The organism is Streptomyces sp. NRRL S-350, from assembly GCF_000719705.1.
Lineage (GTDB): Bacteria > Actinomycetota > Actinomycetes > Streptomycetales > Streptomycetaceae > Kitasatospora.
Genome location: NZ_JOHO01000010.1, coordinates 166,970 through 180,516, shown reverse-complemented (window position 1 = coordinate 180,516; position 13,547 = coordinate 166,970). Strand labels below are relative to the sequence as shown.

General features: G+C 72.7%; 14 protein-coding genes. 4 read left to right on the top strand and 10 right to left on the bottom strand.

The annotated features are described in order from the left end of the window. Positions 1 to 18 precede the first annotated feature (18 nt). On the top strand, positions 19 to 345 hold the full coding sequence (locus IF30_RS50780) for a Scr1 family TA system antitoxin-like transcriptional regulator (RefSeq protein ID WP_420791138.1): 327 nt from the start codon (positions 19 to 21) through the stop codon (positions 343 to 345). Next, the gene (locus IF30_RS0112465) at positions 342 to 575 is read left to right on the top strand and encodes a DUF397 domain-containing protein (RefSeq protein WP_037899790.1); all 234 of its coding nucleotides are present in this window, start codon (positions 342 to 344) and stop codon (positions 573 to 575) included. Before IF30_RS50780 ends, IF30_RS0112465 begins: the two co-directional genes overlap by 4 nt. Positions 576 to 726: 151 nt before the next feature. On the opposite strand, the gene IF30_RS0112460 is transcribed toward IF30_RS0112465, so the two are convergent. The 3 genes from IF30_RS0112460 to IF30_RS0112450 all read right to left on the bottom strand — a co-directional run bounded on the left by IF30_RS0112460 (position 727) and on the right by IF30_RS0112450 (position 3,452). Next, positions 727 to 1,125 (bottom strand): hypothetical protein, encoded by a 399-nt coding sequence (locus tag IF30_RS0112460; RefSeq protein WP_199807857.1) that lies wholly within the window; start codon positions 1,123 to 1,125, stop codon positions 727 to 729. Between the two features lie 414 nt (positions 1,126 to 1,539). Next, positions 1,540 to 2,538 (bottom strand): ArsR/SmtB family transcription factor, encoded by a 999-nt coding sequence (locus tag IF30_RS0112455; RefSeq protein ID WP_030236276.1) that lies wholly within the window; start codon positions 2,536 to 2,538, stop codon positions 1,540 to 1,542. A gap of 209 nt (positions 2,539 to 2,747) precedes the next feature. Beyond that, the gene (locus IF30_RS0112450) at positions 2,748 to 3,452 is read right to left on the bottom strand and encodes a helix-turn-helix domain-containing protein (RefSeq protein ID WP_051710013.1); all 705 of its coding nucleotides are present in this window, start codon (positions 3,450 to 3,452) and stop codon (positions 2,748 to 2,750) included. Positions 3,453 to 3,564: 112 nt separating this feature from the next. Here IF30_RS0112450 and IF30_RS0112445 point away from each other — a divergent pair, with 112 nt between their 5' ends. Then, positions 3,565 to 5,001 carry an aminopeptidase P family protein gene (locus IF30_RS0112445; RefSeq protein ID WP_037899787.1) on the top strand — a complete coding sequence of 479 codons (1,437 nt, stop codon included), beginning with the start codon at positions 3,565 to 3,567 and terminating at the stop codon, positions 4,999 to 5,001. Between the two features lie 40 nt (positions 5,002 to 5,041). On the opposite strand, the gene IF30_RS0112440 is transcribed toward IF30_RS0112445, so the two are convergent. The 7 genes from IF30_RS0112440 to paaK form a co-directional block, all read right to left on the bottom strand. Then, positions 5,042 to 5,479, bottom strand: a complete 438-nt coding sequence (locus IF30_RS0112440) for a GNAT family N-acetyltransferase (protein WP_030236268.1) — start codon at positions 5,477 to 5,479, stop codon at positions 5,042 to 5,044. Positions 5,480 to 5,634: 155 nt separating this feature from the next. Beyond that, positions 5,635 to 5,919, bottom strand: a complete 285-nt coding sequence (locus IF30_RS0112435; protein ID WP_030236266.1) for a hypothetical protein — start codon at positions 5,917 to 5,919, stop codon at positions 5,635 to 5,637. Positions 5,920 to 6,085: 166 nt separating this feature from the next. Beyond that, positions 6,086 to 6,757, bottom strand: a complete 672-nt coding sequence (locus IF30_RS50205) for a class I SAM-dependent methyltransferase (protein WP_051710033.1) — start codon at positions 6,755 to 6,757, stop codon at positions 6,086 to 6,088. Between the two features lie 31 nt (positions 6,758 to 6,788). Further along, complete coding sequence (locus tag IF30_RS0112425) at positions 6,789 to 8,057, bottom strand: sugar ABC transporter permease (RefSeq protein ID WP_030236263.1); 1,269 nt, start codon at positions 8,055 to 8,057, stop codon at positions 6,789 to 6,791. Positions 8,058 to 8,128: 71 nt separating this feature from the next. Beyond that, positions 8,129 to 8,908, bottom strand: a complete 780-nt coding sequence (locus IF30_RS0112420) for a sugar ABC transporter ATP-binding protein (RefSeq protein ID WP_030236262.1) — start codon at positions 8,906 to 8,908, stop codon at positions 8,129 to 8,131. A gap of 70 nt (positions 8,909 to 8,978) precedes the next feature. Beyond that, positions 8,979 to 10,112 carry a sugar ABC transporter substrate-binding protein gene (locus tag IF30_RS0112415; protein ID WP_030236260.1) on the bottom strand — a complete coding sequence of 378 codons (1,134 nt, stop codon included), beginning with the start codon at positions 10,110 to 10,112 and terminating at the stop codon, positions 8,979 to 8,981. 272 nt (positions 10,113 to 10,384) lie between these two features. After that, positions 10,385 to 11,719 carry a phenylacetate--CoA ligase PaaK gene (gene paaK / locus IF30_RS0112410; protein WP_030236258.1) on the bottom strand — a complete coding sequence of 445 codons (1,335 nt, stop codon included), beginning with the start codon at positions 11,717 to 11,719 and terminating at the stop codon, positions 10,385 to 10,387. Positions 11,720 to 11,995: 276 nt separating this feature from the next. On the opposite strand from paaK, the gene IF30_RS0112405 reads away from it, so the two are divergent. Further along, entirely contained in the window at positions 11,996 to 13,540 is a 1,545-nt protein-coding gene (locus tag IF30_RS0112405; protein ID WP_158834954.1) for a hypothetical protein, read from the top strand. Positions 13,541 to 13,547 lie beyond the last annotated feature (7 nt).

Genomic DNA, 13,547 nt, shown 5'->3' with positions numbered 1-13,547 from the left:
TACTCGACATCTCGAAGCGTGAGGGGCGGCCGCCTCTGCTGTCTCGCGAAGAACCGCAGATCAGCAGGTCGGGTGACCTCCGAGGTTAAACAACAAGCTGAGAGCCGGAGACCGGGATTCGGCGCGGGCTTCGGGACCCCTCGTAGCCCGCGTTCCCGCTATGGACGCACCCTCGTTGCCCCTCGGGTCGCCTACCTCGAAGGAGTCCAGTCGGGCCAACTCCTCGAGGCCCCGGACCAGGTGACCAATGTGGCACTGGTCTACGACACGCTCCGAGCGGAGGCACTGACGCCTGACGATTCGTTGGCGTGGCTGCAAAGAGCATCGGAGGAGCACCCGGAATGACCCCACACGCTTCGGTCCCCGACCCCTCTGTCGCCCGCTGGTTCAAGTCGACTCACAGCGACCCTCAGGGCCAGGGCGACTGCGTCCAGATCGCCACCGACTTCCGCACCTCCCACGACCTCATCCTCATCGGCGACACCAAGACCCCTGGCGTCCATCTCGCCGTCTCTCCCGAGGCGTTCGCGGCCTTCGTCTCCGCTGCCTCCGCCGGCGAGTTCGGCATCGTCTGATCCGCCTCACCTGCCCGCCAGGGACGGATGCACCGGACTTTCCACCCTCACCGTCACCGCCGCGCCGACGAACGGCCCCGGCCCGGCCGCTTGCCAGACACGCGTTGGGTCGGAGCCGTCGCCGTTGCCTCAGCCGCCGCTTCGGCCGCCGTCAGCGGGCTTCGGCGACCCGGAACGACCCCGAGTTCCACCGGAGCCCCGCCGGGCCGCCGGTGGGCCAGTCGTGGTCCAGGTGGCGGCGGTCGCGGCCGAGCGCGCCGAGGTCGAGCGGGCGCAGGGTGCCGGCGACCAGGCCACCCGCTTCGGCGGCGGTGAGCGGCATGACCGTCACGTACTGGGCGTCGTCGCCGCCCATCCAGTCGACGGACTCGCTGAAGATCCAGACGAACCGCTGCGCGCACGCCCGGCAACGCCGGACGTCGACGGAGAAGTGCGACTCGTCGACCACCTCGGCCTCGCGCTCGAAGCCATCGTGCTGCCCCCGCCACACCGCCTGCGCGTCCTCGCCGTAGCACTTCGCGCAGCCGAACTCCGCCATCGGCCTTCTCATCGGTCGACTCCTGTTCTGCTTCCGCCCGTTCCGCGACGACCCGTCCCGGCCCATCATGCCCGGACCGGCGGCGGGCGGCAGCGCTTCGACGGTCACCGCTTTGGCGCGGTCCCGAGCCTTCGGGCGGCGTCCGACGGGCCGGCCAACCCCTGGTGGCGCCCGGGGAGATGTCCGGTGAAAGGCGGCCCTCGGGGCCCGTGTGCGGGACGTTTCGGCCTCGGGTGCATCGTGGACGTCCGACCGCCCGGTGCCGTTCGCACCCGCTCCGGAACGGACGGCTGGGGTGGACGGCGCAGCACGGAGGGAGCCCCGGCGGGGGAACAGTTCACGCCCCGTTCCCGAACCGTTCGCGCCGGGGGACGGACGATGGCGCCGCCCGGTTGACGCCCCGGCACAGCTCTGGCCGACTTCCGTTCAGACCGCGGCCGGGGGTTCCGGGTTGTCCAGCAGGAGGTCGTGGCCGACGTCGGTGAGGGTGTGGCGGACCTGTTTGCCCTCGCGCCGGGTGCCTATCAGACCGGCCGCGCGCAGGGCGGCGGCGTGGGCGGAGGCGGAGGGCGGGGTGACGCCGAGCCGCTGGGCGAGTTCAGTGGTGGAGCAGGCGCTGCCCGCGATGGCACGCAGGACCCGTGCCCTGGCGGGGCCGAGGACGGCGGCGAGGCCGTCAGCGGCCGGCGGCCGGGACGTGGGTTCGGCGGCCGGGGCCCCGACCGGGTGCAGCAGCAGGCTCTGGCGGTCCTGACCGGCCAGCAGGCCGATGCCCTGCTGGAGGAAGTAGTTGGGACGCAGTTCCAGGCCCCGGCCGCCCAGGTCGAAGGAGCCCTCCAGTGCGCCGACGGTGCACTCCAGCACCCCCTCGTCCCGCCAGACCGCCTTCGGGTGGAGCGAGTCGAGCATCGCGCCGATCCCGGAGCGGGCGGCGGTGCGGGACCGGGCGGCGACGTCGGTCTCGAGGGCGCGGCGGATGTCGGGCCAGTCCGGGGCGAGGCAGGAGCGGAACAGTGCCCAGGCGCCGTCACTGACCTCGCGCAGGCCCCGGGTGCCGTCGTCGCGCAACCGGGCGAGGGCGGTCGGGAGTTCGGGCCCGCTGCCGAACATCGCGACGTCCTCCTCGACGGCCTGCTGCGGGACGGAGAGGAGCGCGTCGAGCTCGTCGGTCAGCTGCCGCCGGACGGCGTCGAGGTCGGCCACCATGAAGTTGGGGACGCCGACGGGGCTCGCGTTCACCACGTCGAGGAAGCGCCCGGCCCGGTCGGGCACGTGGCGGCGGGCTCCCCGCCACCAGCGCTCGCTGCGCGACCCGACGCTGTGGTGCACGCCCAGCCGCGCCGAGCCGGCCATCAGGTGGTCGAGCGGCGAGATCACGAACCGGGTCCTCGCGACGTCCGCGACCCCGAACCTCAGTGCAATCACGAACCCTCCTCCGGCTCTCCACAACCGCCCTGACCTGGCGCGTTCTTGACCATTAGGCCCAGAGGCTAATGCATGGCCTTCCGGCTACGGCGATTGGCATGCTCTCTCGGGTCGGTCCGGCGGAGGCCCGCTCCGGCCCCCACCACGAGGGGAGTGGGGGCCGGAGCACGACCTTCGAGCAGGTCGTTCGGTAAGTCGAACGGCCGGGCTCAGTGCGCGCGTCCCAGCGACGGCCCGAGGGCAGGCCGCTCGGCGGCCTCCAGCGCCGACTGCCGCGCGGACTCGCCCGCCGCCTCGTCCGCCGCGTCCTCCGGGTCCGCGAGGTGCAGCCGCCGCTCCGCCCGGTACTGCAGGAACAGCACCGAGCGGACCGGCTCGCCTCCCACGGCGGTGTAGGAGTGCGGCAGCGAGGCGTCGAAGCCGACGTAGTCGCCGGGGCCGAGTTCGACCTCGCGGCGGCCGGCCCTGACGCGCAGTCGGCCGGCCTGGACGACGGTGTGCTCGGTGCCGGCGTGGCCGCCGGAGATCTGGGTGCCGTCGGTGCGCACCAGCTGGTCGTAGATCTCGAACACCACGCCCCCGGACTCGATCCGGCGCAGCGGGCGCAGGTCGACGCCCCGGCCGCTCAGCACCTCGGTCTCGGCTGCCCGGACCACCGTCACCTCGTCGGCCGGCCGGCCCTCCACCAGGTCGGAGATCGGTACGCCGAGCACCCGGGAGAGCCCGAGCACGGTCTCCAGGGTCGGGTTGCCGGCGCCGGACTCCAGTTGGGAGAGCGTCGCCTTGCCGATGCCGGCCCGCCGCGACAGCTCGGACAGCGACAGTCCGTGCTCGGCCCGGATCCGCTTCAGGTTGGCGGCGAGGACACCCCGGACGGACTCCTCGCCCCCGGCGGACTCTCCGGCGTCGTTCACGCTCGACCTCTTCTCTCCCGGCACCGTTCGATATACCGTACGGGGCGCATGCCGTCGGACGGGGCAGCGTAGCGAAACACCTCGCATCCACCACCCTCACCAGGAGACCGTAGTGACCGAGCCCGCCGAGACCATCAAGTACCGGAAGAACGGCCTCACCCGCGGCGTGACGGACGAGCTCGCCGAGAACATGAAGCAGGGCTGGGCCGACACCGAGCGCACCGCCCTGGAACCGATCCCGCAGGCCGCGCACACCGCCCGGCGCCGTGCCGAACTGTCCGCCGCCTACCCCGGCGAGCTGCTGGTGGTCCCGTCCGGCAACCCCAAGGTGCGGGCCAACGACACGGACTACCCGTTCCGGCCGTCCTCCGACTACGTCTACCTGACCGGCGACCGGTCCCAGGACGGCGTGCTGGTGCTGGAGCCCACCGGCGACACCGGCCACACCGCCGTGCTGTACCTGCGCGACCGCTCCCGGACCGACAACGGCGAGTTCTGGCTGGACAACCACGGCGAGCTGTGGGACGGCCGCCGCAACAGCCTGACCGAGAGCGAGCGGCTGCTCGGCCTGCCCTGCCGGGACGTGCGGACCGTCCACGCCGACCTGCGCGCCGCCGCCGGCCCCGTCCGCGTGCTGCGCCGCCATGACGCGGGCGTGGAGCAGGCCCTCCGGGGCAGGGCCGTCGCCGAGCGGGACGCCGAGTTCGAGGTCTTCCTGTCCGGACTGCGCCTGGTCAAGGACGAGTTCGAGATCGCCGAGCTGCGCTTCGCCTGCGAGGCCACCGCCCGCGGCTTCGAGGACGTGGTGCGCGTCCTCGGCACCGACTCCCGCACGCCCGAGCGGCTGATCGAGGGCACGTTCTTCGTCCGCGCCCGGATCGAGGGCAACGACGTCGGGTACGGCACCATCGCCGCGGCCGGCCCGCACGCCACGACCCTGCACTGGGTGCGCAACGACGGCCACGCCGAGCCCGGCGACCTGCTGCTGCTCGACGCGGGCGTGGAGACCGACGAGCTCTACACCGCCGACGTGACCCGCACCCTGCCGGTCAGCGGCCGCTTCACCGAGCTGCAACGCAAGGTCTACGACGCGGTGTTCGCGGCCCAGGAGGCCGGCATCGCCGCGGTGAGGCCGGGCGCCGACTTCCGCGACTTCCACCGCGCCGCCCAGCGCGAACTCGCCGAACACCTCACCGCCTGGGGCTTGTTCGGCGACCTGAGCGCCGACAAGGTGTACGAGCTGGGCCTGCACCGCCGCTTCACGCTCGCCGGGACCGGCCACATGCTCGGCATCGACGTCCACGACTGCGCCCACTCGCTCACCGAGATCCACGTGGACGGCCCGCTGAAGCCGGGCATGGTGCTCACCGTCGAGCCGGGTGTCTACTTCCAGCAGAACGACCTGACGGTACCGGAGGAGTACCGCGGCATCGGGGTGCGGATCGAGGACGACATCCTGGTCACCGCCGACGGCAACGAGAACCTCTCGGCCGCCCTCCCCCGCCGCTCCGACGAGGTCGAGGCCTGGCTGGCGCGCCTGCGCGGCTAGCCACCCGGTGCGCGGCGCCCGGGCCGCCGCGCACGGCCGTTCAGCGCTCCAACGGCTTGACCCAGCGGCTCCACTGCGGCTCAGGCCGGTACCCGGCGGCCTGCCAGGTGCGGTGCCCCAGGGCGTTGTCGTCGAGCACCATGGCGTCGGCCCGCCGGCCGCCGAGGGCGGCGAAGCGCTCCTCGGCGGCCGCCAACAGGGCGGCCCCGATGCCCCGACGGCGGTGCTCGGGGTCGACGGCGAGGCGGTAGAGGTGGCAGCGCCAGCCGTCCCAGCCGGCGATCACGGTGCCGAGCAGGGCCGCCGGGTCCTCCGCCGGGGTGGCGACGATCAGGCACTGCCCGTCCCGGGCGAGCAGCGCGGCGACGCCCGCCTCGTCGTCCGTGATGCTGGCGCCCTTGGCGGCCCGGGCCCAGAGGGCGAGCAGGGCGGGGATGTCGTCGGGGGTGGCGGCGCGCAGCGCGATCCGGTCGGTCATGCGGCCCTGTCTACCAGCCGGCTCCGTGGTGCCGCCGGGAATTCCACGCTCCGGGAACGACGGCGCCGCCCGCCCCGGCCCGGCGACGGGCGGAGCGGGCGGCGTCGGATCGCGCGACGGCCGTCAGAGACGGCGGCCACGGGGGACGGCGACCGTCAGAAGTGGCGGGAGGAGTCGCGCTCGGCCTTCTCGATCTGGTCGATCCGGTGCTGCAGCGCGTCGGCCTGGGCCCGGGCCCTGCGCGCGGCGTCCCGCTCGCCCTCGCGGTCCAGGCGGGCGGCCTTCTGACGCAGCTCGTAGACCTGCTGGCGCATCTGGTTGAGGTCAACGGTGATCGAGGCGGCGGCCGCCGGCTGAGCGGTGGCGACCTGGGCGACCGTCGCCAGGGCGCCGCCGGCCAGGGCGGCGGTGAGGACGAGGGCGGGGATGCGTCGACGCATGGGTGACTCCTTACGGTGGTGCACAGTTCACTGACCGGCCATCAGTGGATTACCGGTCGGTAACCATCATGACATGATCTTGCGTCAGCGTTTGCCACCCCTTTACCCCCGCACCTCCCCTTACCCTCATGCCTCCCACTACCCCGGGGTCTCCCCTGATGGACCGTCAGCCGAGTCGCCACACCGTCGTCGTCTTCACCGCCGTGTCCTCCAGGTCCGCGACGACCGGCACCTGGTACGCCGCCACCGCCGTGAACCGGTCCCGGGGCAGGTAGGCGCGGCCCGGGTCGCCGACGACGACGGTGGCGCCGCGCGCGGCGGCCCGCTCCAGGAAGGGCAGGAAGCGGGCGGCCATGGCCCGCTCGTAGAAGACGTCGCCGGCGAGGACGACCTCCGCGGGGGCGCCGTCGCCGTCCACCAGGTCCACCAGGGCGCCTTCCACCCGGACGCCGTTGTCCTCGGCGTTGAGGCCGATCGCGGCGACCGCGTAGGCGTCGATCTCGGCGGCGCGCACCGAGGCGGCGCCGCGCAGCGCGGCGGCGACGCCGACCAGCCCCGACCCCGCGGCGACGTCCAGCACGGTACGGCCCGCGACCAGTTCGGGGTGGTCGAGCACGTAGCGGGCGACGGCCACGCCGCCCGCCCAGGCGAAGGCCCAGAACGGCGGCGGCAGTCCGGCCTGCCCGCGGGCCCGCTCGGTGGTCTCCCAGAGGGCGATGGCGTCCTCGGCCATGTGCAGGTTGATCTCGGGTACGAAGGGGACGGGTTTCAGCTCGGTCTCGCGCCGGATGAAGGCGAGGTCCTCGGCCGGCTGAAGAGTACGCAGCTCGCTCGGCATGCTCCGCAGCATAGAGCCAGGCCGGTGGCGCTCAGGCCCGGCCGGCGGCCTTCTGGGTGCGGCGGGCCAGGGAGTCGATCACGACGGCGGCCAGCAGCACCGCACCGGTGATCATGAACTGGATGGCGTTGCTGAGGCCCTCGATGTTCATCCCGGACTGGATCGAGCCGATCACCAGCGCACCGAGCAACGCGGACCAGGTCTTGCCGCGCCCGCCGAAGAGGCTGGTGCCGCCGATGACGGCCGCCGCGATGGCGTTCATCAGCAGGTTCCCGCCACCGGAGGTCTGGCTGGCCGACTGGATCTGCGCGGCCAGGAAGAGGCCGCCGACGGCCGCCATGGTGGAGCAGATGGTGAAGACGCTGATCCGGATCATGGCAACGTTGATGCCCGCGCGCCGGGCGCCCTCGATGTTGCCGCCGAGCGCGAACACCTGCCGGCCGTAGGAGGTGCGGCGCAGGACGAAGTCCAGCACGACGATGAAGATCAGGAAGACCAGCAGGGCGAGCGGCAGCCCCTTGTACTGGTTGAGCGTGTAGGCGACGAGGAAGGCGACGACGGCCAGCAGGACGGTGCGCAGCACGATGTCGGTGGCCGGCCGGGACGGGACGCCCGCGCCCTGGCGCCGGCGGGCGTCGACCAGCGACGCGAACAGGAACAGCAGGACTCCGACCGCCGCCACGCCGTACGCGGCGATCTGCTGGCCGAAGATGGTGCTGTAGAGCTTGGAGACGATGTCCTTGCCGGACAGGTTGACGGTGCCGTTGCTGCCGAGGATCTGCAGCATCAGGCCGTTCCAGCCGAGGTTGCCGGCCAGCGTGACCACGAAGGCCGGCACGCCGACCTTGGCGAAGAAGACGCCCTGGATCGCGCCGACGACCGCCCCGCCGACGATGGCGGTGATCATCGCGACCCACTGGTTCACGCCGTTGGTGACGTTCAGGACGGCGAAGATCGCCGCGCACAGGCCGCTGACCGAGCCGACCGACAGGTCGATCTCGCCGAGCAGCAGCACGAAGACCACGCCGATCGCGATCATCCCGGTGCCGACGATCTGCTGGGACAGGTTGGAGAGGTTCTGGGCGGACAGGAAGCTGCTGTTCAGGCTCCCGAACACCGCCCAGATCACGATCAGGGCGAGCACCACGGGCAGGGAGCCCAGCTCGCCGCTGCTCATCCGGCGGCGGAACTCGCCCAGGTAGCCCTTGACGCCCTCCTGCCGGACGATCAGCCGCGGGTCGACCGCGGGGGTGGCCTCGGGGGCCACCGGGACGGGGGCGTTGACGCCGCCCAGGGGCATGCTGTCCTCGGGCAGCGGGACGTGGTGGCGCTCGGGTTCGCCACCGGGGGCGCTTCCCGGATTGTGCTCGCTCACTGGGAACCCTCCTGGCCGCGGGCCTTCCGGCGGGTCACGGCGTTGTCCGTGGCACCGGTGATGGCCGAGATGATCTCTTCCTGGTTGGTGTAGCGCCTGTCGAAGACGCCGTTGTTGCGTCCGAGGCGCAGCACCGCGACGGTGTCCGCGACGGCCATCACGTCCGCCATGTTGTGGCTGATGAGGATCACGCCGTGGTCCTGCTCGCGCAGTCGCTCGACCAGGTCGAGCACCTGGGCGGTCTGTTCGACGCCCAGGGCGGCGGTCGGCTCGTCCAGCATCACGACCTTGGGCGAGCCGATCAGGGCGCGGGCGATCGCGACGACCTGGCGCTGGCCGCCGGAGAGCGAGGCGACCGGGATCCGCACGCTGGGGATGCGGATGGACAGGGTGTCCAGCAGCTCCCGGGAGCGCTTCTCCATCGCGACCTCGTCGAGGATGGTGAAGCGGCGGATCTCGCGGCCGAGGAAGAGGTTCCCGACCACGTCGAGGTTGTCGCAGAGCGCGAGGTCCTGGTAGACGGTGGCGATGCCCAACTGCTGGGCGTCCTGGGGCCGGTGGATGCTCACCGCGCGGCCCTGCCACTCGATGACGCCGTCGTCGGGCTGGTGCACCCCGGCGATCGCCTTGACCAGGGTGGACTTTCCGGCGCCGTTGTCGCCGACCAGGGCCACCACCTCGCCGCGGTGCACCTCCAGTTCGATGTCGGTGAGCGCCTGGACGGCGCCGAACCGTTTGGAGACCCCGCGCAGGGCCAGTACGGTCTCACCTGCCACAGTGACCAACTCCCTTGCCCCACCTCCGTCGTGGAGGCGGGGCCTGTTCGGGTTCGAGGGGGGACGTCGGCTACTGGAGGCCGGCGGACTTGCAGGCGGCGGCGTAGTCCGGCGTGCAGATCTGGTCGACGGTGTAGAGGCCGTCCTTGACCACCGTGTCCTTGACGTTGTCCTTGGTGACGACGATCGGGGTGATCAGGTTGGCCGGCACCTTGTTGCCGCTGCCGTTGGTCACCGTCGTCGGCGCGAGGGTGGAGTCGAGGGTCTTGCCGGCGGCCAGCGCGACGGCCATCTGGCCCGCGATGTCGGCCTCCGGCTTGAACGGCTTGTAGATCGTCATGGTCTGCGTGCCGGCCAGGATCCGCTGGATGGCGTCGAGTTGGGCGTCCTGCCCGGTGAGCGGGACGCTCAGGCCGGACGCCTTGAGGGCGGTGGCGATACCGGCGGCCATGCCGTCGTTCGCGGAGTAGACGCCGACCACGTTGTTGGCGCCGATCGCGGTGATGGCCGCCGCGGCCTCCTGGTTGGCCTGGTTCGGATCCCACTGCGGGGTGTCGTACTCCTTGCCGATCTTCAGCTTGCCGTCCATCGCGCTGTGCGCGCCGGCCTTGAAGTCGGCCGCGTTGGGGTCGGTCGGCGAGCCGTTGATCATGATGATCGAGCCGGCGCTCGCCTTGCCGCCCACCGCCGCCACCAGGGCCTGGCCCTGCAGCTCGCCGACCTTGTGGTTGTCGAAGGACACGTACGCGTCGACCGGCCCCTGGGCGAGCCGGTCGTAGGCGAGCACCTTGACACCGGCGTCATGGGCCTTCTGCACGGAGGACTGGATCGACTTGGCGTCCACCGCGTCCAGGATCAGTACCTTGTCGCCCTTGGTGAGGGCGGTGTCCACCTGGGTCTGCTGGGTCGTCGCGTCCTGGTTGGCGTTGTAGTAGTCGATCTGCGCGTCCGGCGCGAGCGCCTTGATCTTCTGCTCGATCAGCGGGCGGTCGAACTGCTCGTAGCGGGTGGTCTTGGTCTCCGGCAGCAGCAGACCGATCCGGACGGCACCCACGGCGACACTGCCGCTCGCGCTCGCGCCGCCGGAGGAGCCGCCGGAGGACCCGCCACCGGAGGACTGCTTGGCGCTGCCGCAGGACGCGGCGCCGAGACCGAGGGTGACCACTGCGGCGACCGCGAGGGCGCGGCGAAGCCGGATGCTCATGAGGATGCCTCTCCTGTCGAGTCCGCCCCCACGCATCCGAGTCTGCGCAGCTCCGGCCGTCCGCACGATCCCGGCTGCGCCGAACGGAGGCAGGCCGCCGCCCGCTCGCCGTCAGGCTGGACGGCCCGCGCGCCGTTCGTCTACAGTTCTGTAGACGTCGGAGGTGCGCGGCATCACCCCCCGGACAGCCGCGCGCCTCCGACCTCCCCCGGCCCCGGCCCTTCCTCCTGCGCCGGTGTCCGCCCTCGCGCGCCGGCCTTCCGCGCGGCGGCTCAGCCCCGCTCGTCCACCACCCGCTTGATCTTCCCGACCGAGCGCTCCAGGGTGTACGGCTCGACCACCTCGGCCGCGACCGTCACCCCGATCCCGTCCTTCACCGCACGGACGATCGCCTCCCGCGCTGCCGCCCGCTGCCCGGCCGACGCCTCCGGCCGGGCCTCGACCCGGACGGTCATCCGGTCCAGCCGGCCCTCCCGGGTGAGCCGCAACTGGAAGTGCGGCGCGACGCCCGGGGTGCGCAGCAGGATCTCCTCGACCTGGGTGGGGAAGAGGTTCACCCCGCGCAGGATGATCATGTCGTCGCTGCGCCCGGCGACCTTCTCCATCCGCCGGAACGCCGGCCGCGCCGTGCCGGGCAGCAGGCGGCTGAGGTCGCGGGTGCGGTAACGGACGATCGGCAGGGCCTCCTTGGTGAGCGAGGTGAAGACCAGTTCGCCGCCCTCGCCCTCGGGCAGCACCTCGTCGGTGAAGGGGTCGACGACCTCCGGGTAGAAGTGGTCCTCCCAGATGTGCAGGCCGTCCTTGGTCTCCACGCACTCCTGCGCGATGCCCGGACCGACCACCTCGGAGAGGCCGTAGATGTCGACGGCGTGCAGGTCGAGCCGCTCCTCGATCTCGCGCCGCATCTCCTCCGTCCACGGCTCGGCCCCGAAGATGCCCACCTTGAGCGAGGTGCTGCGCGGGTCGACGCCCTGCTTCTCGAACTCGTCCAGGATGGTGAGCAGGTAGGACGGCGTGACCATGATGATCTCGGGCTCGAAGTCCAGGATCAGCCGCACCTGCCGGGCGGTCATGCCGCCGGAGGCGGGGATGACGGTGCAGCCGGCCCGCTCGGCGCCGTAGTGCGCACCGAGGCCGCCGGTGAACAGCCCGTAGCCGTAGGCGATGTGCACCTTGTGGCCGGGCCGGCCGCCGGCCGCGCGGATCGAGCGGGCAACGACGTCGGCCCACATGGAGAGGTCGCGGTCGGTGTAGCCGACCACGGTCGGCTGACCGGTGGTGCCGCTGGAGGCGTGGATCCGGCGGACCTGCTCCATCGGGACGGCGAACATGCCGAACGGGTAGCCCTCGCGCAGGTCGGCCTTGGTGGTGAAGGGGAAGCGGGCGAGGTCCGCCAGAGCCCGGCAGTCCTCGGGACGGACGCCGGCCGCGTCGAACTTGCGGCGGTAGAGCTCGACGTTGTCGTACGCGTGCCGCAGGGTGGCCTGCAGCCGGGCGAGCTGGTGGGCACGCAGCTCGTCCGGGCCCATGCGCTCACCGGCGTCCAGGAGCGCGGGCGGGATCGGCTCCCCGAGGTGTCGGCGCGGGGCGGGTGCGCTGCCGGTCATCGTCGCTCCTTCGCTGGTCGGCCGATCCGGAGCTGCCGACCGATCGTTCGGTCAGGAGCGTTCGGGCCTAGTAATCCAGTACCCGCACCGACTGTCAAGGGATCGCGCCACGCTTCCGGAATGCGAAGTTCCGTCCATTTCGCAAGGGCTTCGCCCAGGCCGCTTGGCTGTCCGATATGAAAATCATTACAGAATTTTGACTCACCGACGGCCTCCCGCTGCCCGACCGCATGGTTCAGTGGTGCGGTTTCTCCCCCGCACCCGGAAGTGATCACCGTGCCCACGACTCCCGCCCTGGTCAGCGCGCTGCGCGAACGCGGCGACCGACCCGCCGTCGTCGCCGACGGGCGCGCGATCAGCGGCACCGGCCTGCTGCTCGGCGCCTCCCCGCCGGGCGCCCTGCCACGGGCCCTCGCCGAACGCGTCGCCGAGCACGCCGCCCTCACCCCCACCGCCGCCCGCGCCGCCGAACAACGACTGCGCTACTGGGCCGGCGTCCTCGGCCCGCCCCCGATCCGGCACACCGTGCTGCACCCCGTCACCGACCTCGCCGTCGAACTCGCCCTCGCCACCCTGCTCGCCGGAGGCACCGTCCACTGCGCCGACCCCGAGCAGCAACCCGAGCAGCAGCTCGCCGCCATCGCCGCCAACGGCACCACCCACCTCAGCCTGCCCTCCGCCCTGCTCTGGCGGCTCAGCCGCACCCCCGGCCACAGCACCCACGACCTCAGCGCGCTGCGCCTCGTCCTGCACGTCGGCCCCGAACCCCGCCAGGACGACGTGTACGCCGCCGTCGACGCACTCGGCGCCGTCCTCGCCCACGTCCGCGCCCCCGACAGCAACGCCGAGGCCGCAGACCGCCGCCTGCGCGCCGACGCCGACGCCGCCACGGCCGCCGCCTGGAAACACAGCATCGGCGTCACCGCCGAACACCTCCTCGACTTCGGCACCCACCTCGACCGGGCCGTACTCCACGCCCTGCTCCTCACCCTCCAGCAGAACGGCGTCCTCACCGACCCCGACCGCGGGCACCCCGAGGCCGAGATCCTCGCCACCGCCATGGTCGCCCCCGCCCAGCGCCCCCGCGTCGCCCGCTGGCTGGAAGCCCTCGCCCGGCACGGCATGATCACCCGTCACGACGGCGGCGCCCAGGGCGCGGTCTTCCACGGCGGCCCCGCAATCACCCCCGCCGAAGCCCGGGAAGCCTGGCGCCCCGCCGTCGAAGCCTGGGCCGACGGGCTCGGACCCGCCGCCGCCCTGGACCGCCTACGGCGCGGCGCGCTGCGGCTGCCCCGGCTCATCACCGGCGAGGAAGCACCCCGCCCGGGCGCCGCCCCGGTCCGCTGGACCGCCGCCCGCGGCTACCTCGGCGCCGCCCTCGGCATGCTCATACGCGGGACCGTCGAAGCGCACGACGGCCCCGCGCCGCTACGCGTCCTCGAACCCGACCCCGACGGCACCGAGACCGCCGCCGCCCGTTCCCTCGCCGCCCGGCCCCGGCCGAACGCCGAACACCACCTCAGCCCCGACGGCGGCCGCTACGACCTGATCGTCGCCACCGCGACCGCCCCACCCGAAGAAGCCGTCCCGGCGCTGGTCCGGCTGCTCGCCCCCGGCGGCCGGCTGCTCCTGCTCGCACCCACCGCCGAACAGCTCGACCTCCTCGTCACCGGCGACGGCCGGGCCCTGCCCGCCCGGCCGACGGAGCACTGGCGGGACGCCCTCGCCGCGGCGGGCTGCCCGACCGTCCTGACGCTGCCGGAGGACGGGCACCCGATGGGGCTGCTGGGGCAACGGCTGTTCGCGGCCCGGGTGGACTGAGCCGGGG

Excerpts from the sequence above, each read along its gene's own strand:
- IF30_RS0112425 (WP_030236263.1), bottom strand. The coding sequence starts at position 8,057 with ATGCCCCTGGGCGGCGTCAACGCCCCCGTCCCGGTGGCCCCCGAGGCC.
- IF30_RS0112415 (WP_030236260.1), bottom strand. The coding sequence starts at position 10,112 with ATGAGCATCCGGCTTCGCCGCGCCCTCGCGGTCGCCGCAGTGGTCACC.
- IF30_RS0112460 (WP_199807857.1), bottom strand. The coding sequence starts at position 1,125 with ATGAGAAGGCCGATGGCGGAGTTCGGCTGCGCGAAGTGCTACGGCGAG.
- IF30_RS0112435 (WP_030236266.1), bottom strand. The coding sequence starts at position 5,919 with ATGCGTCGACGCATCCCCGCCCTCGTCCTCACCGCCGCCCTGGCCGGC.
- IF30_RS0112465 (WP_037899790.1), top strand. The coding sequence starts at position 342 with ATGACCCCACACGCTTCGGTCCCCGACCCCTCTGTCGCCCGCTGGTTC.
- paaK (WP_030236258.1), bottom strand. The coding sequence starts at position 11,719 with ATGACCGGCAGCGCACCCGCCCCGCGCCGACACCTCGGGGAGCCGATC.
- IF30_RS0112440 (WP_030236268.1), bottom strand. The coding sequence starts at position 5,479 with ATGACCGACCGGATCGCGCTGCGCGCCGCCACCCCCGACGACATCCCC.
- IF30_RS50205 (WP_051710033.1), bottom strand. The coding sequence starts at position 6,757 with ATGCCGAGCGAGCTGCGTACTCTTCAGCCGGCCGAGGACCTCGCCTTC.